General features: G+C 65.4%; 17 protein-coding genes. 9 read left to right on the plus strand and 8 right to left on the minus strand.

Features of this window, described 5'->3' with window-relative positions; all coding sequences use genetic code 11:
- Positions 1-13: 13 nt before the first annotated feature.
- The 4 genes from CAP2UW1_RS05010 to CAP2UW1_RS05025 are packed head-to-tail and all read right to left on the minus strand — an operon-like array spanning position 14 to position 4617.
- A complete protein-coding gene (locus CAP2UW1_RS05010; protein ID WP_015765571.1) occupies positions 14-1486 on the minus strand; it encodes a Ni/Fe hydrogenase subunit alpha in 1473 nt (490 codons plus the stop codon).
- Positions 1487-1494: 8 nt separating this feature from the next.
- The gene (locus CAP2UW1_RS05015; protein WP_015765572.1) at positions 1495-2049 is read right to left on the minus strand and encodes an NADH-quinone oxidoreductase subunit B family protein; all 555 of its coding nucleotides are present in this window, start codon (positions 2047-2049) and stop codon (positions 1495-1497) included.
- A 1-nt stretch (position 2050) separates the two neighbouring features.
- Positions 2051-2794 (minus strand): 2Fe-2S iron-sulfur cluster-binding protein, encoded by a 744-nt coding sequence (locus CAP2UW1_RS05020; RefSeq protein WP_015765573.1) that lies wholly within the window; start codon positions 2792-2794, stop codon positions 2051-2053.
- Positions 2791-4617 carry an NAD(P)H-dependent oxidoreductase subunit E gene (locus tag CAP2UW1_RS05025; protein ID WP_015765574.1) on the minus strand — a complete coding sequence of 609 codons (1827 nt, stop codon included), beginning with the start codon at positions 4615-4617 and terminating at the stop codon, positions 2791-2793. Before CAP2UW1_RS05025 ends, CAP2UW1_RS05020 begins: the two co-directional genes overlap by 4 nt.
- Positions 4618-4853: 236 nt before the next feature.
- On the opposite strand from CAP2UW1_RS05025, the gene CAP2UW1_RS05030 reads away from it, so the two are divergent.
- From CAP2UW1_RS05030 to CAP2UW1_RS05045, 4 genes are all read left to right on the plus strand, one after another.
- Positions 4854-6272 carry a bifunctional enoyl-CoA hydratase/phosphate acetyltransferase gene (locus CAP2UW1_RS05030; RefSeq protein WP_015765575.1) on the plus strand — a complete coding sequence of 473 codons (1419 nt, stop codon included), beginning with the start codon at positions 4854-4856 and terminating at the stop codon, positions 6270-6272.
- Positions 6273-6540: 268 nt separating this feature from the next.
- Positions 6541-9450 carry an adenosylcobalamin-dependent ribonucleoside-diphosphate reductase gene (locus tag CAP2UW1_RS05035; protein WP_015765576.1) on the plus strand — a complete coding sequence of 970 codons (2910 nt, stop codon included), beginning with the start codon at positions 6541-6543 and terminating at the stop codon, positions 9448-9450.
- Between the two features lie 179 nt (positions 9451-9629).
- The gene (locus CAP2UW1_RS05040; protein WP_015765577.1) at positions 9630-9869 is read left to right on the plus strand and encodes a CopG family ribbon-helix-helix protein; all 240 of its coding nucleotides are present in this window, start codon (positions 9630-9632) and stop codon (positions 9867-9869) included.
- Positions 9866-10150, plus strand: coding sequence for a type II toxin-antitoxin system RelE/ParE family toxin (locus tag CAP2UW1_RS05045; RefSeq protein WP_015765578.1), 285 nt, complete (start codon positions 9866-9868; stop codon positions 10148-10150). The genes CAP2UW1_RS05040 and CAP2UW1_RS05045 overlap by 4 nt, the downstream gene beginning before the upstream one ends.
- Here the strand turns inward: CAP2UW1_RS05045 and CAP2UW1_RS25315 are convergent.
- On the minus strand, positions 10117-10293 hold the full coding sequence (locus tag CAP2UW1_RS25315; RefSeq protein WP_291911791.1) for a hypothetical protein: 177 nt from the start codon (positions 10291-10293) through the stop codon (positions 10117-10119). The two genes, CAP2UW1_RS05045 and CAP2UW1_RS25315, sit on opposite strands and share 34 nt — an antisense overlap.
- Here CAP2UW1_RS25315 and CAP2UW1_RS05050 point away from each other — a divergent pair.
- The 5 genes from CAP2UW1_RS05050 (at position 10292) to CAP2UW1_RS05070 (ending at position 14168) form a co-directional block, all read left to right on the plus strand.
- The gene (locus tag CAP2UW1_RS05050) at positions 10292-10456 is read left to right on the plus strand and encodes a hypothetical protein (protein ID WP_015765579.1); all 165 of its coding nucleotides are present in this window, start codon (positions 10292-10294) and stop codon (positions 10454-10456) included. The two genes, CAP2UW1_RS25315 and CAP2UW1_RS05050, sit on opposite strands and share 2 nt — an antisense overlap.
- A gap of 574 nt (positions 10457-11030) precedes the next feature.
- A complete protein-coding gene (locus CAP2UW1_RS05055; RefSeq protein ID WP_015765581.1) occupies positions 11031-12032 on the plus strand; it encodes a hypothetical protein in 1002 nt (333 codons plus the stop codon).
- A 198-nt stretch (positions 12033-12230) separates the two neighbouring features.
- Positions 12231-12452: a hypothetical protein gene (locus tag CAP2UW1_RS23540; RefSeq protein ID WP_015765582.1), complete on the plus strand. Its 222-nt coding sequence runs from the start codon at positions 12231-12233 to the stop codon at positions 12450-12452.
- Positions 12453-12504: 52 nt separating this feature from the next.
- Positions 12505-13515, plus strand: coding sequence for a M28 family peptidase (locus CAP2UW1_RS05065; RefSeq protein ID WP_015765583.1), 1011 nt, complete (start codon positions 12505-12507; stop codon positions 13513-13515).
- A gap of 200 nt (positions 13516-13715) precedes the next feature.
- Positions 13716-14168 carry a hypothetical protein gene (locus CAP2UW1_RS05070; RefSeq protein WP_015765584.1) on the plus strand — a complete coding sequence of 151 codons (453 nt, stop codon included), beginning with the start codon at positions 13716-13718 and terminating at the stop codon, positions 14166-14168.
- Between the two features lie 640 nt (positions 14169-14808).
- On the opposite strand, the gene CAP2UW1_RS05075 is transcribed toward CAP2UW1_RS05070, so the two are convergent.
- From CAP2UW1_RS05075 to CAP2UW1_RS05085, 3 genes are all read right to left on the minus strand, one after another.
- Positions 14809-15075: an RNA recognition motif domain-containing protein gene (locus CAP2UW1_RS05075; RefSeq protein ID WP_015765586.1), complete on the minus strand. Its 267-nt coding sequence runs from the start codon at positions 15073-15075 to the stop codon at positions 14809-14811.
- 55 nt (positions 15076-15130) lie between these two features.
- Complete coding sequence (locus CAP2UW1_RS05080; protein WP_015765587.1) at positions 15131-16576, minus strand: DEAD/DEAH box helicase; 1446 nt, start codon at positions 16574-16576, stop codon at positions 15131-15133.
- 402 nt (positions 16577-16978) lie between these two features.
- Entirely contained in the window at positions 16979-20125 is a 3147-nt protein-coding gene (locus CAP2UW1_RS05085) for a CHAT domain-containing protein (protein WP_015765588.1), read from the minus strand.
- Between the last annotated feature and the right edge of the window lie 107 nt (positions 20126-20232).

Raw genomic sequence — 20232 nt, forward strand, 5'->3', positions numbered from 1 at the left:
CGGCATCCGCTGCTCAGGCGCGCAGACGCTGCAGCACCTGGCCGGCCGCATCCTGCAATTCGAGCTGCAGCGGCATCTTGCCGAGCGCATGCGTGGCGCAGGAGAGGCAGGGATCGAAGCAGCGGATGGCGACTTCGATATGGTTGAGCAGGCCTTCGCTGAGTTGGCGACCGTTCAGGTAACGGCGGGCGACGCGGCGGATCGCTTCGTTCATCGGCTGGTTGTTGTGCGTCGTCGATACGATCAGGTTGCACATCGTCACCAGGTCGTCGTCGCCGACGCGGTAGTGGTGGATCAGCGTTCCGCGCGGCGCCTCGATGACACCGACACCATCGCGGCTGCGGCTGCCGCTGGTGATCAGTTCGCTGCCCGAGAGGTCGTCGTCGTGCAACAGGTGCTTGATCGTCTCGGCGGCGTGCAGCATCTCGATCATGCGCGCCCAGTGATACGCCAGCGGCGCGTGGATCAGCTTGCCCTGGCCGTGCTCCATGAACTCGCGGCGCTCGGCTTCGGCGAGCGGCGACGGAATCGACGCGCAGTTCTGTACGCGCGCCAGCGGGCCCACCTTGTACCAGCCGTCCCGCGGCCCCAGCGCCGTCAGGAACGGGAACTTCATGTAGCTCCACGGCTTGACTTCCTCGCGGATCAGTTCGTGGTAGTCCTTGACGTGGACGCCATCGACGATGATCTTGCCGTCGGCATCGCGGGCGCGCAGGCGGCCGTCGTAGAAGTCGAGCACGCCGTCGGCACCGACCAGCGACAGGATGTTCGAAGGGAATCTGCCGAAAACGTCGTAGAGCGCGGGATCACTCGTGTGCAGGCGCTTGACGAGCTGCACGGCCTGGCGGCTCCAGCCGATGATCGGATAGATGTCGGCGAGCAGGCCGTCGCGTTCGGCGCGGGTGAGCGCGCGGTTGACGCCACCGGGAATCGCCCCGGTGCCGTGGATGCGCTTGCCGGCGGTCAGGCGAATGACTTCCTGGCCGAACTTGCGCAACAGCACGCCTTGCCTGGCGACGTCGGGATGCGCGGCGGCGACGCCGACGATGTTGCGCCGGCCGGCCTCGCTGTCGAAACCGAAGAGCAGGTCGGGCGACGACAGGTGAAAGAAATGCAGTGCATGCGACTGCAGGATCTGGCCGTAGTGCATCAAGCGGCGCAATTTCTCGGCGCTTGGCGTCAGGCGGTCGGCACCGACCACGTGGTCAAGCGCCTTGGCCGCCGCCAGGTGATGCGAGACGGGGCAGATGCCGCACAGGCGCTGCACCATTACCGGCACCTCCCAGTACGGGCGGCCCTGGATGAACTTCTCGAAACCGCGGAATTCGACGATGTGCAGGCGGACTTGCTGCACTTCATCGTTCTCGTCGAGCAAGAGCGTCACCTTGCCGTGCCCTTCGACGCGCGATACCGGATCGATCGCCACGCGGCGCAGCGTGCCGGCGCCGGCGTCGGCAGTCTCGAGTTCGAAGTTTTCGCTGGCCATGGTCTGTCTCAGTCGAAATGCAGCAGGGGATGTCCGAGACGCGGGGTTCGGCCATCGAGCAGGTCGGTCAGGAACTTCCAGATCGCGTCGCCCGAGGGTGGGCAGCCGGGAATGAAGTAATCGACGCGAACGACTTCATGGATAGGGTGCACCTTGTCGAGCGGCAGCGGCAATTCCGGATCGTTGGGGATCTGCCCACCGACGACCCCCGTGCCGGTCAGGTAGACCTCCTGCAGGCAAAGACCGAGGTCGAGATGGTTGCGCTGCGCCGGCAGGCCGCCATTGACCGCGCAGGCGCCGATGGCGATGAGGACCTTGCAGTTGCGGCGGAACTCGCGCAGCACGTGGATGTTCTCGGCGTTGCAGATGCCGCCTTCGATCAGGCCGATGTCGCAGGGGCCACACTCCTTGAGGTCGGTCAAGGGCGAACGGTCGAAGTCGACGCGCTCGATCAGGTCGAGCAGCCGCTCGTCGATGTCGAGGCAAGACATGTGGCAACCGAAGCAACCGGCCAGCGAAGTCGTCGCGAGGCGCAGCTTCCGGGAGGGCAGGGCAGCGCTCATGTCAGGCCTGCTCGTCGCGCGTGCCAGGCGTGCCAGCTGTCGCCGGCCGCTCGACCTGCATGCCGATCGGCTCGACGTCGTAACGGCGGCTGCCGATCGGCACGGCGAAGCCATGGCGTTTCTCGAGGATCACGCCGACCGGGCAGACGTGCGCCGCCTGGTCGGCGAGCGAGAAATCGGTATCGGCCAGCCGGCCGGACTCGGCATTGACGATCAGGTGCTTGGTGATGCCGCGGCCGGAGAGCGCGAAGATGTTCTTGCCGTCGACATCGCGACTGGCGCGCACGCACAATTCGCAGAGGATGCACCGGTTGAACTCGAGCAGCACTTCGGGATGCGAGGCATCGACCGGCCGGTCGGGATAGAACTCCGGGAAGTGCGGGGAGAGCATTTCCAGCTCGTAGGCCAGTGCCTGCAGCATGCAGTTGCCGCTCTTCTCGCACGAGGGGCAGAAGTGATTGCCTTCGACGAAGAGCATCTGCAGCATCGTCCGCCGCTTGTCGTTGAGGTCCGGCGAATTGTTCTCGACCTCCATGCCGTCCTTGGCCGGCAGGGTACACGCCGAAACGTAGCGGCCGTTGGCCTTGACGGTGCACAGCTTGCAACTGCCCTGCGGCTTGAAGTCGGGGTGATGGCAGAGGTGCGGAATGAAGATCCCCGCCGCCATCGCCGCTTCCATGATTGTCTGCCCATCAGCGAAGGCGACGGGCAGGCCGTCGAGCAGCATGCTGGAGTCGTCGCTCATGATTCGCCTCCCACGCCTCTCGCCGCGAAACCGAAGTGTGCCGCCGGGTCGTCGCGCCCGGTCATCTGGCGGGCGCTGGCCAATGCCTGGTCGAGGTCGAAGGCCGGCGCGAAGTCGAGCGAGCGCAGGCGTCGCTCGTAGGCCGGGCGAAACTTGTTCAGCGTGTCGAACAAGGGATTGCAGGCCGTCTGGCCAAGGCCACAATGGCTGGCCGCGTGCAACAGGCGGTGGATCTTGAAGATCTCGCTGATGTCGTATTGCGAGCCGCGGCCATTGGCGATCTTGTCCATGCAGTTGGCGACCAGCGAGGTGCCGACCCGACACGGGGTACAGAAGCCGCAGCTCTCGTGCGCGAAGAAGTGGGCGAAGTTGCGGGCGACTTCGAACATGTCGCGATGGGCGCCGAAAACCATGAAGGCACCCGCCGTCGGCACGTCCTCGAAAGCTATGCGGCGCGAGAACTCGTGCATGGCCAGGCAGCTTCCCGACGGGCCGCTGACCTGCACCGCCTGGGCATTGCCGGCGCCGCAGTCGTTGAGCACTTGGCTCACCGCGACGCCGAACGGGTATTCGTAGATGCCCGGCGATTCGACGTCACCCGAGATCGACAGCAGCTTGGTGCCGGTCGACTGCTTGGTGCCGAGGCCGGCGAACCAGGCGCCGCCCCTGACCGCGATCAGCGCCGCCTTGCAGAGGGTCTCGACGTTGTTCACCACCGTCGGCTGACCGCGGTAGCCCGCGTGGACCGGGAAGGGCGGGCGAATGCGCGGGACGCCGCGCTTGCCTTCGAGCGACTCGAGCAATGCCGTTTCCTCGCCGCAGACATAGGCGCCGGCGCCGAGGTGGATGTCGATGTCGAAGGCGAGATCCGCGCGGCCGCACAGCGCCGGCCCGAGCAAGCCATTGCGCCGGCGGCGTTCGAGATTCTCCTGCAATGCCGGCAGCAGATAGGCGTACTCGCCGCGCAGGTAGAGTAGCCCCTTTTCGGCACCGATCGTCACGCCAGCGACGCTCATGCCGTCGAACACGAGATCGGCATGGCTCGTCAGCAGGACGCGATCCTTGAAGGTACCGGGTTCCCCCTCGTCGGCGTTGCAGACCACGTAGCGCGCGGGCGGCGCATGCCGGCAGGTCGCCCGACGCGCCGACTCCCACTTGATGTAGGTGGTAAAGCCCGCGCCGCCGCGGCCGCGCAGGTTGGAGACCTTCATTTCGGCGAGCATCGCCTCGGGCCCGCGCGCTATGGCTGCCCGCAGCGCTTCGCCGGCTGGCGACTCGGTCGCCAGCACCGCGTCGCGGCGCCGGACGTTGTCGGTCACCACGAAGTACTCGCTCGGCCACTCGGCGAGCGGCACCTGCGCCCGGATCAGCTCGCAGAGGCGGTCGATGCGCTCTGCCGACATGCGCGTCATTGCCCTGCCGTTGACCAGCAGCGCCGGGCCCTGGTCGCACATGCCGGTGCAGGAGGTGGTATCGACGCTGACCAGACCATCCTCGGAAAGCTTGCCGCGCTCGATCCACAGTTTGTTGCACAGGCGATCCAGCAGGTCGCCGCTGCCCAGCATGCGGTCGGTGATGTTGTCCGAAAAGAGAACCCGATAGCGGCCCACCGGCGCCAGATGCAAGAACGAGTAGAAGCCGGCGACTCCCTCGACGCGTGCACGCGGCACTCCGACCGCCCGGGCGATCAGGGTCAGAGCGGCGGCCGGCAGGTAGCCCAGCGCCTCCTGCGCCTCGCGCAGAATCTGTACCAGTTCGCCCGGATCGCGGCGACGAGCGTCGAGGATCGGCAGCAACAACGCCTCGATCCGCCCTGCATCCATGCTCTCGTCCGTCACGACAGTCTCCCGCGCCCTCGGCAGTTTCTGCTACGCCGTAGCCAAGTCTAGCGTCCCGGCTGCGGCAGGGGCTGATCCAGGTCAACGGAGGCGAGGAAAGGCGCGCGCAGGGCGAAAGCGACAATGGACCTCGCCTCACCGGAGCCTGCGCGTCGCTCCCCTACCATTGCGTGGTGCGTTGCAGCATAATGGCGATTCTGAGCACCATCCGGAGCCCCATCATGCACTTTGAGACCTCGCTGGACTATCTCGAAAGCCGGCCCTACGACGAAATCAGCGTCGGTGACAGCGCGTCGCTGGTACGCACCCTGCGCCCGGAGGACGTCAAGCTCTTCGCGCTGATGTCCGGGGATATGAACCCGGCGCTGGCCAACACCGAATTCCGGCACAGCGGCCTCTTCCGCGACTTCATCGCCCACGACATGTGGTCCGCCTCGCTGCTGTCGACGATCCTCGGCACACAGTTCCCGGGGCCGGGAACCGTCCTCATCGAGTCCACGCTGCATTTCTCGCGGCCGGTGACGATCGGCGACACGATTACCGTGACGGTGACGATCAGGCAGAAGTTCGATCACAACCACCACATCGTCCTCGACTGCGCGTGCGTCAACCAGGATGGCATGCTGGTGGTGTCGGGCAGCGCCGAAGTGCTGGCACCAGCCGAGAAGATCAAGACGAAGCGGACGGTGATGCCGGAAATCACCATCTCGGACAAGTACGCCCGCCTGCAGGTGCTGGTGGCGCGTGCCGCGGGACTGGCGCCGATCGACATGGCCGTCGTGCACCCGTGCGACCGCGAGTCGCTCAGGGGGGCGCTGCTGGCTGCCGAGGCGAACCTGATCGATCCCTTCCTGATCGGGCCGGAGCAGAAGATCAGGGCGGTTGCCGAGGAGAACGGCTTCGACCTCGGATCGCACCGCATCGTGAACGTCAAACACAGCCACGATGCCGCGGCAATGGCCGTCACGCTGGTGCGTAGCGGCGACGTCGAAGCGCTGATGAAGGGCAGCCTGCACACCGACGAACTGATGGCCGAGGTCATCTCCCGCGCCGCCGGCCTGCGCACCGAGCGCCGCATCAGCCACGTCTTCCTGATGGACGTGCCCACCTATCCGCGACCGATCATGATCACCGATGCGGCGATCAACATCCTGCCGACGCTCCAGGAGAAGGTCGACATCATCCAGAACGCCATAGATCTCGCCCACATCATCGGCACCCCCGAACCCAAGGTGGCGATTCTCTCGGCCGTCGAAACCGTCAATCCCAAGATCCAGTCCACCCTCGACGCCGCCGCCCTGTGCAAGATGGCCGACCGCGGCCAGATCAAGGGCGGCCTGCTCGACGGTCCGCTGGCCTTCGACAACGCCGTCTCGATCGTCGCCGCCAAGACCAAGGGGATCAATTCGGCGGTCGCCGGGCGGGCCGATATCCTGGTCGTCCCCGACCTCGAGTCCGGCAACATGATCGCCAAGCAGCTCGAATATCTCGCCAACGCGCTCAGCGCCGGCATCGTGCTCGGTGCGCGCGTGCCGATCGTCCTGACCAGTCGCGCCGACACCGCCGAAACGCGCATCGCCTCGTGCGTCATCGCGGCGCTGATCGCGCACGCCAACCGCGCCAAACAGCAGGCGGGCTGATCCCCGCTCTGGCGGGTCAGGCGTCGCGCCACGCCCGCCAAAAAAAAGTTCCGCTGCCCGTAGCCGACGCAAGGCCGTGATTTCAAGGGCTTTCCGGCTCTCCGACAGGCCGTCTCCGGAAAACTACATCTAGTAACATTGTTGCCTTCAGCCACTACATGTAGTAGCTTTACGTCTGTTGCGCCGGCCGGCGGCGAGGCGTCGCCGGTGCCGCCGCCGGCAGCCGCCGCCTGTTGATCACCATTACCCACCATCCGAGGGACAGACCATGAGCCAGCTTGTACACCAGTTACCCCTCTCGGCCATCGCCGAGGCGCCTGTCAACCTTCCGCTCGCGGAACAGGAAATCTCGGGCGAGGTGCTGGTCGAAAAGTACGCCAAGGGCAACGAAACCTCGGTGCATGACGTGCGCCGGCGCGTCGCCCGCGCGCTCGCCGCCAACGAGGAAGAGAAGCAGCGCGGCCAGTGGGAAGCGCGCTTCCTGTGGGCGCAGGAAAACGGCTTCGTTCCCGCCGGCCGCATCAACTCGGCGGCCGGCACGACGCTCGCGGCGACCTTGATCAACTGCTTCGTGCAGCCGATCGGCGATTCCGTCGTCGAGATCGTCGACGGCAAGCCGGGCATATACAGCGCGCTCGCCGAGGCCGCCGAAACGATGCGCCGCGGCGGCGGCGTCGGCTACGACTTCTCGGCGATCCGACCGATGGGCGCGATCGTCAAGGGCACGCAGTCGCGCGCCTCCGGCCCGGTCTCCTACATGCGCGTCTTCGACCGCTCGTGCGAGACGGTCGAATCCGCCGGTTCGCGGCGCGGCGCGCAGATGGGCGTACTGCGCTGCGACCACCCGGACATCGAAGTCTTCATCCACGCCAAGGACCACGGCGACCTGACCAACTTCAACGTTTCGATCGCCGTCACCGACGCCTTCATGGAGGCCGTCGAAGCCGACGCCGAGGTCGAGCTGACGCACCGCGCCGAACCCAACGCCGACATGAAACGGGCGAGCGCCTTCCAGCGCGACGACGGCATCTGGGTCTACCGCCGCGTGCGCGCGCGCGACCTCTGGGATCAGGTGATGAAATCCACCTACGACCACGCCGAACCCGGAATCCTCTTCCTCGACCGCATGAACAAGGACAACAACCTCTACTACTGCGAAGTCATCGAGGCCACCAACCCGTGCGCCGAACAGCCGCTGCCGCCCTACGGCTGCTGCTGCCTGGGGTCGATCAACCTGACCCTGTTCGTCAAGGACGCCTTCAGCGCCCGCGCCGAGTTCGACTTCGCCGCTTTCGGCGAAGTCATCAAGGTGTCCACGCGCATGCTCGACAACGTTCTCGACGTCACCGCCTGGCCGCTCGACCGGCAACGCGAGGAGGCCGCCAACAAGCGGCGCGTCGGCCTTGGCTTCACCGGTCTCGGCGACACGCTGTGCATGCTGTGCCTGCGCTACGACCGGCCCGAAGCGACCGCGATGGGCGCGCGCATCTCCGAATTCATGCGCGACACCGCCTACCTCGCCTCGGTCGACCTGGCCAAGGAGCGCGGCGCCTTCCCGCTCTTCAACGCCGAACTCTACCTTTCCGGCGGCAACTTCGCCTCGCGCCTGCCAACCGAGATCAAGGCCGAGATCCGCAAGCACGGCCTGCGCAACTCGCACCTGCTGTCGATCGCGCCCACCGGGACGATTTCGCTGGCTTTCGCCGACAACGCCTCGAACGGCATCGAACCGCCGTTCTCGTGGACCTACAGCCGCAAGAAGCGGATGGCCGACGGCACGCTCAAGGAATACGCCGTCGAAGACTACGCCTGGCGCCTCTACAAGCACCAGGGCGGCGACGTCGAGAAGCTGCCCGACTATTTCGTCACCGCGCTCGAAATCTCCGCCAAGGCGCACAAGGACATGGTCGCCGCCGTCGCGCCCTACATCGACACGTCGATCTCGAAGACCGTCAACGTCCCCGCCGACTACCCCTACGAAGACTTCCAGGATCTCTACCTGAGCGCCTGGAAAGCCGGCCTCAAGGGACTTGCCACCTATCGCCCGAACGCGGTCCTCGGCTCGGTGCTGTCGGTCGGCTCACCGTCCGGGTCACAGTCGGTGTCACAGAAGCAAGCTGAAGACCGCAAGCAGCCGCAGGACTTCGAACTCGGCGACGCCAACCGCCGGCTGACCATCAAGACGCTGCCGGCCCCCGTCCTGGCCAGCCTGCGCTGGCCGAACCGTCCGCACCTGCCGGAAGGCAACATGGCGTGGACCTACATGATCGAGAGCACGCACGGCAAGTTCGCGCTCTTCGTCGGCCACGTAGACCAGGACGGCCGTAGCTGGCCGTTCGAAGTCTGGGTCAACGGCCCCGAGCAGCCGCGCGGCCTCGGCGCGGTGGCCAAGACGCTGTCGATGGACATGCGCGCCAACGACCACGGCTGGCTGGCGCTCAAGCTCGAATCGCTGGCCAAGACGCCCGGCGACGAAGGCTTCGACATGCCTTTCCCGCCGCACGGCGAGCGCCAGCGCATGCCCTCGGTCGTCTCGGCGATGGCCCGGCTGATCCAGTACCGCGTCGAACGCCTCGACTCGTTCAAGCACGAAGGCCCGACGCCGGTGCTCGACGCGATGTTCAGCCGCAAGGAGCCGAAGACCGGCACCGACGGCACGCTCTCCTGGACGGTCGACATCTTCAATCCCGCCACCGGCGAAGACTTCGTCCTTGGCCTCAAGGAGATCACCCTGCCCGACGGTGTCACTCGCCCGTACTCGGTCTGGCTCTCCGGCAACTACCCGCGCGCCCTCGACGGCCTGACCAAGCTGCTGTCCTTCGACATGCGCGTCCTCGACCCGGCGTGGATCGGCATGAAGCTGCGGAAACTGCTCGACTACCCTGAACCGCTCGGCGACTTCATGGCCTTCATCCCCGGTACCCGTCGCCAGACCAACTACCCCTCGACCGTCGCCTATCTCGCGCAGTTGATGATCCACCGCTACGCGATGCTCGGCATCCTCGACGAGAGCGGCCTGCCGCTGCAGCAGATGGGAATCCTGCAGACCCCTGCAGGCAGCACCGCGGCGCAGCCGACGGCTGGAAAGCTGTGCGGGGAGTGCGGGAACCTGACGATGATCCGGAAGGATGGGTGTGATTTCTGTACGGCTTGCGGGGCGGTGGGGAGTTGCGGGTGAGGTTTCGACGCCGTCATGGAGCCGTTAGGCACAATTAGGGCTCCTCTGTGTTCGCGAGCGCGGAGCTTGTGGTGGTTTACCCGGTAGACACTGAACGCCTGTCGGCAGTCCCATCGCGCTAGTTGCTCCCCGCTGGATGCGGCGCTAGACTTTGTCCATCAACCCAAGGAGTGCCCCCGATGTCGGCCACACTGACCATCAAGCCAGACCTGAAAGCAAAACTGGAGACGCTCGCGAATGTCATGCACCGCGACCAATCCGAACTGGCCAACGAGGCCATCGGGCTGTACGTGGAGCGCGAAACGCTACTGCTGGAAAAGATCCGGAACGGCTTGGCGCAGGCCGAACGCGGGGAGTTTGTACCGGACGGTGAGATGGACGCGTTTTTTGCGGAGCACGGGTTCATCGTCGAACCATGAGGGTTCGCTATACCCCCCAAGCCAAGTCCGACCTCGCAGAGATCTTCTCTTTCATCGCCCGGGACAATCCTGCCGCCGCGCGACGGGTTGTGGCTGACATCCGTAGAGACATCATGCTGGTATCCGACAATCCTGGAATCGGTCGGCCCGGGCGCATTGCCGGAACCAGGGAACTTGTCATTTCCCAGTTGCCGTATATCGCGGCATATCGGCAACAATCCGCGGGGATCGATGTGCTGGCGGTTCTTCACACCGCGCGCGACTGGCCGCAATCACTGTAGCGCGAAAGCAATGCTTTTGCTTTATCCGCAACGGCGTTCGAAGAATCAAAGAGGTCGTAGGTGAGCGGTGTTCGGTGCAGGACTTCAGTGGCTTGGAAATGCGCCTGCTTGGCGATAGCCTCGGCGCAAGGGGGCTTGGGCATGACCGGCAACATAGAGAATCTGATCCTTGAACACCCGCGCAGTGGGGGGCAGGACCGCGTAGAGAGTGAGTTGCGGGAGGTCGCCACCCGTCCGATCAGCCTCGCAGCCAGCACCGCCGCCGGTCGGCGCGACAGTGTGCGCAATTATGAGGATGTCATCTGACAACGGTCGGGCATCGACCAGATCAAGGTGCGAATCGACCGGCGGCTGCAAATCGTGGGTGGAGGCATCACCCGCCGGGGGCAGCGCGGTTACGCGACGAGTATGGTTTTGCTTCGGCCCGCCGCTTCCTACGCCAGTCGCGAAACGTCGCGCCTGCTCGGCGCTGAAGGGGGCGATCAAGGTTACTGCCCCCCCGGAAGCTGCGGCCAGTTGAGCCCAGTCTTGCCGTTGCGTGCCGTGCCCGTCTCGAACCTTCTGATCCAAATGGCCATGAATTAATTATACTGTCCCCGAAATGCCCCGAAATGCCATCAAGCGTACACTCGGACGCTGGCTCCTCCAAGGCCGCGACGCCCTCGACAACATCACCTCGGTCTTCAACGAACTCATCAAGAACCTCGTCCAGATAAAACCAAACCGGTCATACCCCAGGAAATTCACCCAAAAACCACATTTATCACACGCTTACAAAAGTGGAGTATGACAAGGTTCTGATAGGTTCAGAGCATTGAGGGGCCGCGAGGCTTCTTCCTATCCCGATTATGTTTCAACCACTCAAGTATGGAGGCCCTGAATGGGCGATTTGATTGAGCACTCAGAGAATGATAATGGCAATGTGGAAGTTGTGAGAGTAGGCGAAGCCGGCTCCCGTGTCTCACTCAAGGTATATCAGGACATCTATCACCAGGTAACCGGCCGGACCGAACAGATACGGAAGCGTTATTCGGATAACTTATTGGTCGAGTTTGCTGAGGTCGAGCAGTTGCACTTCAAAGTTCAGCAGCTCTGCGACGTACATAAGATCGTTGCACGCAATGAGGTTATTTCGGTCTTCCATGACAAAGAACGAAAAGAGCAATTCACATCCTTCGACCGGTTCCGTGCATACAACACCAACGCGGCTAGCCCAACCGTTAGTATCGTTCTGAAGTACAACTTTTCAATTGTCCCGGCAGGTCTTGAGCTACCGCAAGAATATGCGGTGTCGATACGCCTTACATCACGTGCGGCGATGCTCCAACAGATCGAACAGGAAGCGCCGCCATTTCTGCGTGGTCATCTTGCCGGCTTTGTCGCACTAATTACGGCAGAGGTGACGATTGACTACGCGGATTACGTGATCGCTCGCGGGTTCCTAGAAGCATTCGACGAGTGGCTTCGAGGGTGCAGGAAAACCCCGCCGGTACCGTTTTTGAATTCTTTGCGTAGGTGGTCGGGCTACATACCTGGTGCTGCAAAGCTTGTGGTTGGTGCCCTTCTTAGTTGGTTCGCGTTCCAGTCAGTGCCCACATATTTCAATACATCGATCCAGACTGACGTCTGGGCTCGCTTTTTCGTTGTCTACGCGGGTGGTGCTCTCATCCTTGTCCCGCTCATGGGAACCATTGGTAGTTTTATCGAGGAAGCAATTGATAGTTACCCTGATCTTTCCTACCTAAAACTAAACAAGGGCGATATCAATCTGATAGATGAATTTTCAGACAGAAAGCGCGCGATCATGATCAAGATCGCACTTAGCGGCGTATTTGCTGTTGCACTAAACATTGTCGCGACAAAGCTCGAGCGATTCCTGTGAAACATAATCGGGTAAGGGCCGGCAGTAGAGTTCCGGTAGAGTTCCGGGTAGAGTTCCGGGAATTCCGCGTTCGCGAGCGTGGCGCTTGTGGTCGCTTGTCGGGTCGACAGCGACCGCCTGTTGGCGGTCCGATCTCGCTGATTGCTCCCCGCAGGATGCGGCGCTAGACTTTGTCCATCAACGCATGGAGCGCCCCCGATGTCGGCCACACTGACCCGCAAGCCCGACCTGAAGGAGAAACTCGAGATACTCGCGGAGGGCATGCGCCGCGACCAGTCCAAACTGGTCGACGAGGCCATCGGGCTGTGCCGGGAGTACGCAACGCTGATGCGCACACTGCCGGAAGCCGGGAACCTGGAGTTTCCAGCCTGCTGTACAGCGCGGCATGTCCGCAACAATCCGGGGTCGTCGATTTGCTGACGGCCCTCCAGATCGACTGGCCGAAGTCACTTCGGTTCTCGCCAACACGCCGATGCGAATTCAAAGCTTCCTGGCTCTAGCCTTGTTTCTCATGGGCGTCGCTGCCGCGGGCATCGCCATGCTCACTCAGCCCTTCGTGCAGGCGGTCACCTCGCAGGCGCCGCAGGTTGACGTCAAGCGACTTGAGGCTCACGTCAGGCATCTCTCCGTGGATCTCTATCCGCGCAGCTTCGATCAATTGCGCAACATCGACCTCGCCGCGCAGTACATCCTCGCTGAGTTGACGGCCGCGGGCGGCGCGGTGACAGTACAAGACGTTCTCGTGGATGAGGTCAGGTACCGGAACATCGTCGCCAGATTCGGTCCGGTGTCCGGCCCTCTGCTGGTCATCGGAGCGCACTACGATTCGCATGGCGATGCCCACGGCGGCGCCAAGGATCCACGTGGCTATACGCGAGAAACCCACACGCCGGGAGCGGATGACAACGCCAGCGGCATCGCCGGTCTGCTCGAGCTCGCCCGTCTCGTCGGTCGCACCACCCAGCTCCGACCAATCGAACTCGTTGCGTACACCCTCGAAGAGCCGCCGCACTTTCGCACCGAACATATGGGCAGTGCATGGCATGCGCGCTCGCTTCGCGCAGCAGGTCGGGAGGTGGAGTTCATGCTGTCTCTCGAGATGATCGGCTACTTCTCCGACGAACCGGGAAGTCAGAGCTATCCGGTCGCCGCGATGTCACATCTTTACTCCGATCGCGGCGACTTCATCGCGCTCGTCGGCAGCTTGAGCAACTTCGCCTTGCTGCGTCGCATCAAGGCCGTCATGGCTGGCGCGACCAGCCTGCCTGTCTATTCCATCAACGCGCCGCCATGGCTTCAGGGCATCGACTTTTCCGACCATCTCAGCTATTGGCACGCAGGCTTTCCCGCGTTCATGGTCACAGACACCGCGTTCATGCGCAACCGCAACTATCATCTGGCGGGCGATACCTACGACAAACTCGACTACGTGCGCATGGCAAAGGTCGTCCAGGCCGTGTATGCGGTCACGCAGCAACGCTGATGAGGCGAGGGTCAACGCACGGAAAATTCCAGCCAACACAGCGCGCGTGATTTCATGGTATCGTCAACGCGTTCTGCTGGATGTCGGCCTTGACCCAAGTCTCATGTCGATCCTGGCCTGACTGAAGGCCCCGAGCAGGACGGTGACGGCTTTGCTGGACTCGATTACCTTGACCGCACGATCACGTCGAAGTCAATGAAATGAATAGCACACCGCGGCGCCTGATGAAGACATCGTTCTGCAACCTGTTATCGGCAGCTTCGCTGGGGTGCCTGCTGACTTCGTTCAGCCAGCCGGCCGTCGGTGAAATCATCCTGGGTCCGGCGCCAGGTGCGAGTCTTTCCGCACAGTCGGCCCAGTACAACCGTCAACGCGCCATCCTCGAACGTTCGCGGAATGACAACGGCGAGTTTCGGGTCAGCCCCAATATCATTCTGATCGACGGGTACAACACTTGGGGCGGCGTCAATACCTGGGGTGGTGTCAACGCCTGGGGCGGCCCCAATAGCTGGGCGGCTACCGGGTCGGCAGCGGCTTACGGGGCGGCGTACAACCGGCGGCAGGCAATCGCCAATCAGGTCTTCATGGGTAACCACTCGTCGAGCCACCACCACAGCGAACGCGCCAACGCGTACCGCAATCGCGGCCACTAAGTCCGTCTCTACCCACCGCGCAGTCTCGTCGTCGCGCAGTCTCGCTGTCTTCCTCCTCGTCGTCCTCGTCGTCCTCGTCGTCCTCGTCGTCCTCGTCGCCGGAAGTGCGTTACTGCCTCACGTCGTTTGACGCGGCTTGGCGAGTCAGCCAACCCACGAGCAGGCCGGCGCCTGGCAGGGACAAACAGGCGATCATGACAAAGACGCCAAGGCCTTCGCTGATGGCAGGGATATCGGTTCTCATTTTGCTGCTCCTTGTAGCTGTGCTGGTCTGATCAGGCGCCAGACCACTTTTCATGGCGCTTGCGAGTTGCCGCTTCACGGGGTCGATGGCCTGGCGGGGAACGATGAAACCTCAGCCTATGGATACGGAGCCTTCATCCGTCGGAGCGAACCATTGGCGCAGGCGAACGGCTGGTCGTCGTGAACGGAGCCAGCTCGGAGGCGCAAACGGCTCCAGGAAAGTCGCATCGCGGGGTCTGGTTCGGCCGCCACGGGGGCGACGGAGACGGCGGCAGCTTTGCCTTGCGCCAGGCGACGAGAAGCTGCCCGACGCAAGCACGCGGGTGGATCTCGCCGGTGGTTCCAGCAAGCCGACGGCAAGTCCTGATCGGCCTTGCTCGTGCCGACAAGGTGCCGGCTAGCGGTGGCGCATGCCGCCGCTGCCGCGTGCCATCGCTTCGTTGACGCGCAGCGGCTTGCCGTGTAGATCCTTGCCGTCGAGGGCGGCGATGGCAGCCAGTGAATGCGCCTTGCCGGGCATTTCGACGAAGCCGAAGCCCTTCGAGACGCCACTGAACATTTCGCGCATCACCTGCACTGACTTGACCTGACCGAAGGCCTTGAACAGATCGGTAAGTTCCGTTTCGGTTGTTTCGGCGGCGAGATTGCCCACGAAGATATTCATTGCCGACTCCTGATCAAGCGTTGTGAAGAGTGAAGGATGCGGCCGGCCAGCGGCCTCAGCCGCCGCGCCGCGCCGGACTGCGGAACAGCGCCGGCAGGGGCGTGCTGGTGTCCGTCCTGCCACGCTGCGGTGCCCGCGGTACGTTCGGCAAGGGCGTCGGCTTGGCATGCGTGGGTGCGGCGGCATGCGCGCTCGTCGGGCGTGCCGGCGTCGCCGTGCTGCCCTGGCTGCGCGCCCCACCATCGCGGCCGTGCTCGGCGTTACCGCCGCCGCCACGCCGGTTGGCGCCCTGGGAGCCACGCGCGCCGGCTTGCGCGGCCGCCGCGGCGACCTCTGGCGGCACCGGCTGGCCGGGCTCGAAGCCGGGGACGATCTGGCTGTCGATGCGGCGCGTCAGCAGCTTTTCGATGTCGGCGAGCAGCGGCCTTTCCTCCGGCGAAACCAGCGAGATTGCTTCGCCGGTGCTGCCCGCGCGGCCGGTGCGGCCGATGCGGTGTACGTAATCCTCCGGGACATGCGGCAGCTCGAAGTTGACGACGTGCGGCAATTCCTCGATATCGAGACCGCGCGCCGCGATGTCGGTGGCCACCAGCACGCGCACGGTGCCGGCCTTGAACCCGGCGAGCGCGCGCGTGCGCGCCGGCTGGCTCTTGTTGCCATGAATCGCCGTGGCCTCGATGCCGACCTTGCACAACTGCTCGGCGAGGCGGTTGGCGCCGCTCTTCATGCGTGTGAACACGAGCACCTGCCGCCAGTCGCCCGAGGCCACGAGGTGAGTCAGCAGTTCGCGCTTGCGCCAGCTATCGACCGGATGGACGCGCTGGGCAACGAGCTCGGACTCGGCGTTGCGGCGGGCAACCTCGACCATCGCCGGCGCGTGCAGCAGGCCATCGGCAAGCTTGCGGATCTCGTTCGAGAACGTGGCGGAGAAGAGCAGGTTCTGGCGCTTCGCTGGCAGCAGTGCCAGGATGCGGCGAATGTCGCGGATGAAGCCCATGTCGAGCATGCGATCGGCTTCGTCGAGGACCAGGATCTCGACCTGCGCGAGGCTGACGGTCTTCTGCTGCAGGTGATCGAGGAGGCGGCCGGGTGTCGCCACCAGGATATCGACGCCGCGGCGTAGCGCGTCGATCTGCGGATTGATGTTGACGCCGCCGTAGATCAGCGTCGACTTGAGTGGCAGGTACTTGCCGTAAGTACGGACGCTCTCTTCGATCTGCGCCGCGAGTTCGCGCGTCGGGGTGAGGATCAGCGCCCGCACGGGCGAACGCTGCCCCGGGACGCCTGCCGGCGCAGCGCGCGTGGCCAGGCGTTGCAGCAGCGGCAGCGTGAAGCCGGCGGTCTTGCCGGTGCCGGTCTGGGCGCCGGCGAGCACATCGCGGCCGGCGAGAATGACCGGGATGGCCTGCGCCTGTACGGGTGTGGGCTCGCTGTAGCCTTGATCGTCGACAGCGCGGGTGAGTTCGGCCGACAGGCCGAGAAGGGCAAACGAATGGGACAAATGAATCTCCGGGAACGACCTGCTGTGGCATGACGCCATCAGAGCCGGTTCAGGCGGGTACGACGATTGGAATGGGGGCTGCGGGCAGCGGCGCGAAAAGGCACGCGTCGGGACGAAACAGCGGAGCGAGCTGCCGACCGGATGAAACGCGGCTCGGCTCCGGGGCAGAAGATACACGCTTTCGGCGGCCGCAGGCGGAAAAGGAGGCAAAGCCGCGTTTTGTGCGAGCCCGGCAGGCGTCGGGACGGCGCCCGGAACGGTGGTTCAGGCTTGCCGCGGCCAGCGCTTGCATGCCCGTTCGGCGGACTGCCGAGGAGGGTGCGTGGACACCTGGCGGACCGCAGGCTGGTCCACTGCGCAGCTTGCGGTGCCCCGGCGCGATGGCGGCGCGTTCCGCACGCGTCAACGCTCGGGGTCGCCGAACAGGGCGTAGGGCGCCCAATGGAAGGGATGGCGCCAGCGACCGTCACCCAGCTTGCCGTCGATCAGGGCGAGCTGCGCCTGCCGCAGGCTCTCGCTGCGCGAGACGCTGCCACCCGCCTGCGTCTGGAAAGTCGCCGTGCTGAGCGCGGCGGCGGAGTCCGAATCGACCGCCCAATGGGTCGCCAGTACCGACCGTGCACCGGCAAAGAAGAAGCCGCGCACCAGACCGGACATGGCGCCACCACCCGGTTCGCCGGCCGCGGTGTTGCACGCCGAGAGCAAAACCCACTGTGCGTTCAGGCGCAAGCCAAGCACGTCGTCGAGTTCGAGCAGCGGTGATTCGCGCGCGTCGGCGGTGACCGCCATCGCCAGCGCCGGCTTCGAGATGCCGGGAAGTTCGCCGGGCATCAGCCCGTGTGTCGCGAAGGCGACGACGCGGCGGTCGAGCAGCTTTGCCTCGACAACGGCACGGCGCGTCGCCCGGGAACCGAACAGCAGATCGGTCTGCGGATCGGCGCCGAGCGCGGCGGCGACCGCGAGCAGTTCGCCGCGGGTCTCGGGCAAGGGCTGCATGTCGCCGTAGCGGAAGCCGCGCTCGGCATCGTAACGCGTCGCCGTGGCAGCCGGGGCGGCCTCGGCCGGGCGCTGTCGGGCCGTCGGCCCGCCGGGCGAGCGGTCGGCCTGGGCTGCCGTAGCGAGCTTGAACAGCGGATCGCCGAAACCGATCATCGCCTTCGTTGCGGCCGCCGGCTGCGCCACCCGGCGCAACGCCTGCAGCGCCGATGGCGAGGGGATTTGGGTGATCGCCACTTGGCGCACCAGCCAGGCGGGCGGTGCATCGCCTTCCGGCGCGCGCGTGACGAGTGCAGCCAGTGGCAGGCTCGCCAGCGGCCCCTGGGTGGCGACGATCAACGAGCGCAGGTCGCGCAAGTCGCGCTCGAACGGCGCCAACAAGTCGCGATAAAGGGCGTACAGGCTGGCCGGCTGCAAGGCCGGCTCGCGTCCCGGCGGCGCACTGGCGAGGTCGAGCATCGCCCGCAATTCCGCGACACGCTTGGTCAGGTCAGTGCGCGTCAGCTTGCTGGCGACAAAGCCGCTGCGGCCGTCGGCCCCGACCAGCCAGACGAGAGTCGCCGTCTCCGTCGGATGAACGAAAAGCAGCGCTTCGCCGGGACCGAGCAGGCGGCGCAGTTGTTCGGCGGTCGGCGTCGCCGGCGTGATCAGGTCGGCATAGCCGGGGAACTCGCCGGCGATCGTCTGGCGCTGCTTGTCGAGGTTGGCGCGGGCGCTCGCCGCCTCGGCCTGCTGTGCCTTGATCTGCGCGCGCACGGCCTGCGCGCGCTCCTTGTGCGCCTGGCGTTCGCCTTCCGGCAGCGCCTGGAAGGCTTCGCTCCGGGCTTCGCGCCGCAGTCGGTCGTCCTCGCTCAGCGTGCCGGCGAGGCGGGCGAACAGTGCGGCAGTCGTCTGGCGCTGCGCCTGTTCCTCCTCGACCAGCGTGCGCAGCGCCGGCGTCGCGGCCAGCACGCGCGCCGTGCTGTCAGCCAGCGCACGCTGCGTGACGCCGAGGTTGCTGCGATCGGCGAGCTGCAGGGCGCGGTTGCTGAGCGCCGGATCGACACGTTCGCCTCTGAGGGCCTGTTCGGCAACATGGCGCAGGAACTCGTCGAAGGCGATTCCGAAGACGTAGCCGCGAACACCCCGCAGGTCCAGGTCGAGCCAGCCGCCGGGGCTGTCGAGCGTCGCCGCAAAGAGTTCTTCGTAGTCGCTCATCGCCGGCTTCACGTCGCCGCGCAACAAGCGGACGACTCCGCGCACTCCGGCGGCTTCCTGCGTTTGCGGATGCTGGGCACCATACAGGCGAACGCGGTAGCGGTGCGAACGCTCCGCCTGTTCGAGCGCCTCGTCGAGGCGGCCGTTCTTCGCCCCGAGCAAGGCGAGCAGCCGCCAGTCGGAAGCCCGCGTGCGCGCCAGCACGTCGGGCGGCAGCGCGGCGAGGAACTCCCGGTAGGACTGGTCGGCCTCCTGCCAGCGTCTGAGGCCGATCAAGGCGCGGACGATTTCCTGGCGTGCCATCCAGCGCGTGTGGCTGGCGGCGCCGGCGCCGGCGCGCTGCAGCATCTCGTCCGACAGGCGTGCCGCGGCCAGCGCGGCTTCATACTGCTGGGTCGCGTTCAGGCTGGTCGCCAGCCGATAGTTCCAGCGCGCGCCGAGGCCGTCGGGGAGTTCGCCGGCGCGCCAGAGCGCCAGATTCGCCTGGGCGATGGCGATCGCCTCCTGCGCCCGGCCGTGCCGCACCAGGGCGTAGGTGAGCATGCCGAGCGAGCCGTCGAGCCAGCCGAGGGCGTCGCGCACGGCGGGGTCGCTACTTGCGCGGCTGCGCGCCCGCGCTGCTCGCAACTCGCTCTGCGCAAAGACGACGGCCTCGCGCAGGGTGGCCACCGAAGCCGCCGCATCGCCCTGCCAGCGCTCAATCTCGGAACGAACCTGGAGCCGGCTGACGACCAGTCGCGAGGTGGTCTTGCCCGCCGACTGGCGGATGGCCTTCTCGGCCAGTTCATCGGCGCGCGGCCAGATGCGGAAGAGCAGCGCACGGTCGTGCCCGAGAGCGGCGAAGTAGGTCTGGCGCAGGGCAACCAGTGCGCGCGTGGTCAGCGACAGTTGGCGGTCGGCCAGGAAGGGCTCGCAGGCGGCAAGCGCCTTGCCCTGGCTACCCCACTGGAACTCGGCGCTGAGATAGGTCGGAATCCACGCTTCGCCGTCGGCACGGCCGCGGCCGGCGTCGACCAGTTGCCGCGCCAGTTCGATCAGGCGCTCGTGGTCGTCGAGCACCTGGGCGGCGCGGTAGTGGCGGCGCAGCGCGTCATAGCGGGCGTCCGGCGCTTCGGGCAAGGTCTGCGCGAGCAGCCGGGCGGCTTCGTCGCTGGCCAGCGGTGTCACCGTCTCGTCCCCGTCGACGAAGGCGGTCACCGCGTCGTCGCCGGCGTCGGACTGCGCGTCGGCGGCCGACGCAAAGAACGCCAGCAGGCAGAAGGCCAGCGTCGCCGTCGTGCGCAGGCCGCGCGTCCACGCGCTCCCAGACTTGTCGAGGGGTGCGGGGCAGGAAGCGGCAAATGGAAGTTCCGACATGAGATTCGTCCTTGCGAGGCGGCCGCGCGCAGGCGGACTGTCGCGATGGTAGCGAATCGGTTCGCGCAGCGATAGCTCGACTCGTTGCCTGCGCGTCGTCGGCGAGC

It is taken from the genome of Candidatus Accumulibacter phosphatis (genome assembly GCF_000024165.1).
Lineage (GTDB): Bacteria > Pseudomonadota > Gammaproteobacteria > Burkholderiales > Rhodocyclaceae > Accumulibacter > Accumulibacter phosphatis.

Bases quoted from the DNA above. Each gene is read 5' to 3' on its own strand.
- CAP2UW1_RS05010 (WP_015765571.1), bottom strand. From the start codon at position 1,486: ATGGCCAGCGAAAACTTCGAACTCGAGACTGCCGACGCCGGCGCCGGC.
- CAP2UW1_RS05015 (WP_015765572.1), bottom strand. From the start codon at position 2,049: ATGAGCGCTGCCCTGCCCTCCCGGAAGCTGCGCCTCGCGACGACTTCG.
- CAP2UW1_RS05020 (WP_015765573.1), bottom strand. From the start codon at position 2,794: ATGAGCGACGACTCCAGCATGCTGCTCGACGGCCTGCCCGTCGCCTTC.
- CAP2UW1_RS05025 (WP_015765574.1), bottom strand. From the start codon at position 4,617: ATGGATGCAGGGCGGATCGAGGCGTTGTTGCTGCCGATCCTCGACGCT.
- CAP2UW1_RS05030 (WP_015765575.1), top strand. From the start codon at position 4,854: ATGCACTTTGAGACCTCGCTGGACTATCTCGAAAGCCGGCCCTACGAC.
- CAP2UW1_RS05035 (WP_015765576.1), top strand. From the start codon at position 6,541: ATGAGCCAGCTTGTACACCAGTTACCCCTCTCGGCCATCGCCGAGGCG.
- CAP2UW1_RS05040 (WP_015765577.1), top strand. From the start codon at position 9,630: ATGTCGGCCACACTGACCATCAAGCCAGACCTGAAAGCAAAACTGGAG.
- CAP2UW1_RS05045 (WP_015765578.1), top strand. From the start codon at position 9,866: ATGAGGGTTCGCTATACCCCCCAAGCCAAGTCCGACCTCGCAGAGATC.
- CAP2UW1_RS05050 (WP_015765579.1), top strand. From the start codon at position 10,292: ATGACCGGCAACATAGAGAATCTGATCCTTGAACACCCGCGCAGTGGG.
- CAP2UW1_RS25315 (WP_291911791.1), bottom strand. From the start codon at position 10,293: ATGCCCAAGCCCCCTTGCGCCGAGGCTATCGCCAAGCAGGCGCATTTC.
- CAP2UW1_RS05055 (WP_015765581.1), top strand. From the start codon at position 11,031: ATGGGCGATTTGATTGAGCACTCAGAGAATGATAATGGCAATGTGGAA.
- CAP2UW1_RS23540 (WP_015765582.1), top strand. From the start codon at position 12,231: ATGTCGGCCACACTGACCCGCAAGCCCGACCTGAAGGAGAAACTCGAG.
- CAP2UW1_RS05065 (WP_015765583.1), top strand. From the start codon at position 12,505: ATGCGAATTCAAAGCTTCCTGGCTCTAGCCTTGTTTCTCATGGGCGTC.
- CAP2UW1_RS05070 (WP_015765584.1), top strand. From the start codon at position 13,716: ATGAATAGCACACCGCGGCGCCTGATGAAGACATCGTTCTGCAACCTG.
- CAP2UW1_RS05075 (WP_015765586.1), bottom strand. From the start codon at position 15,075: ATGAATATCTTCGTGGGCAATCTCGCCGCCGAAACAACCGAAACGGAA.
- CAP2UW1_RS05085 (WP_015765588.1), bottom strand. From the start codon at position 20,125: ATGTCGGAACTTCCATTTGCCGCTTCCTGCCCCGCACCCCTCGACAAG.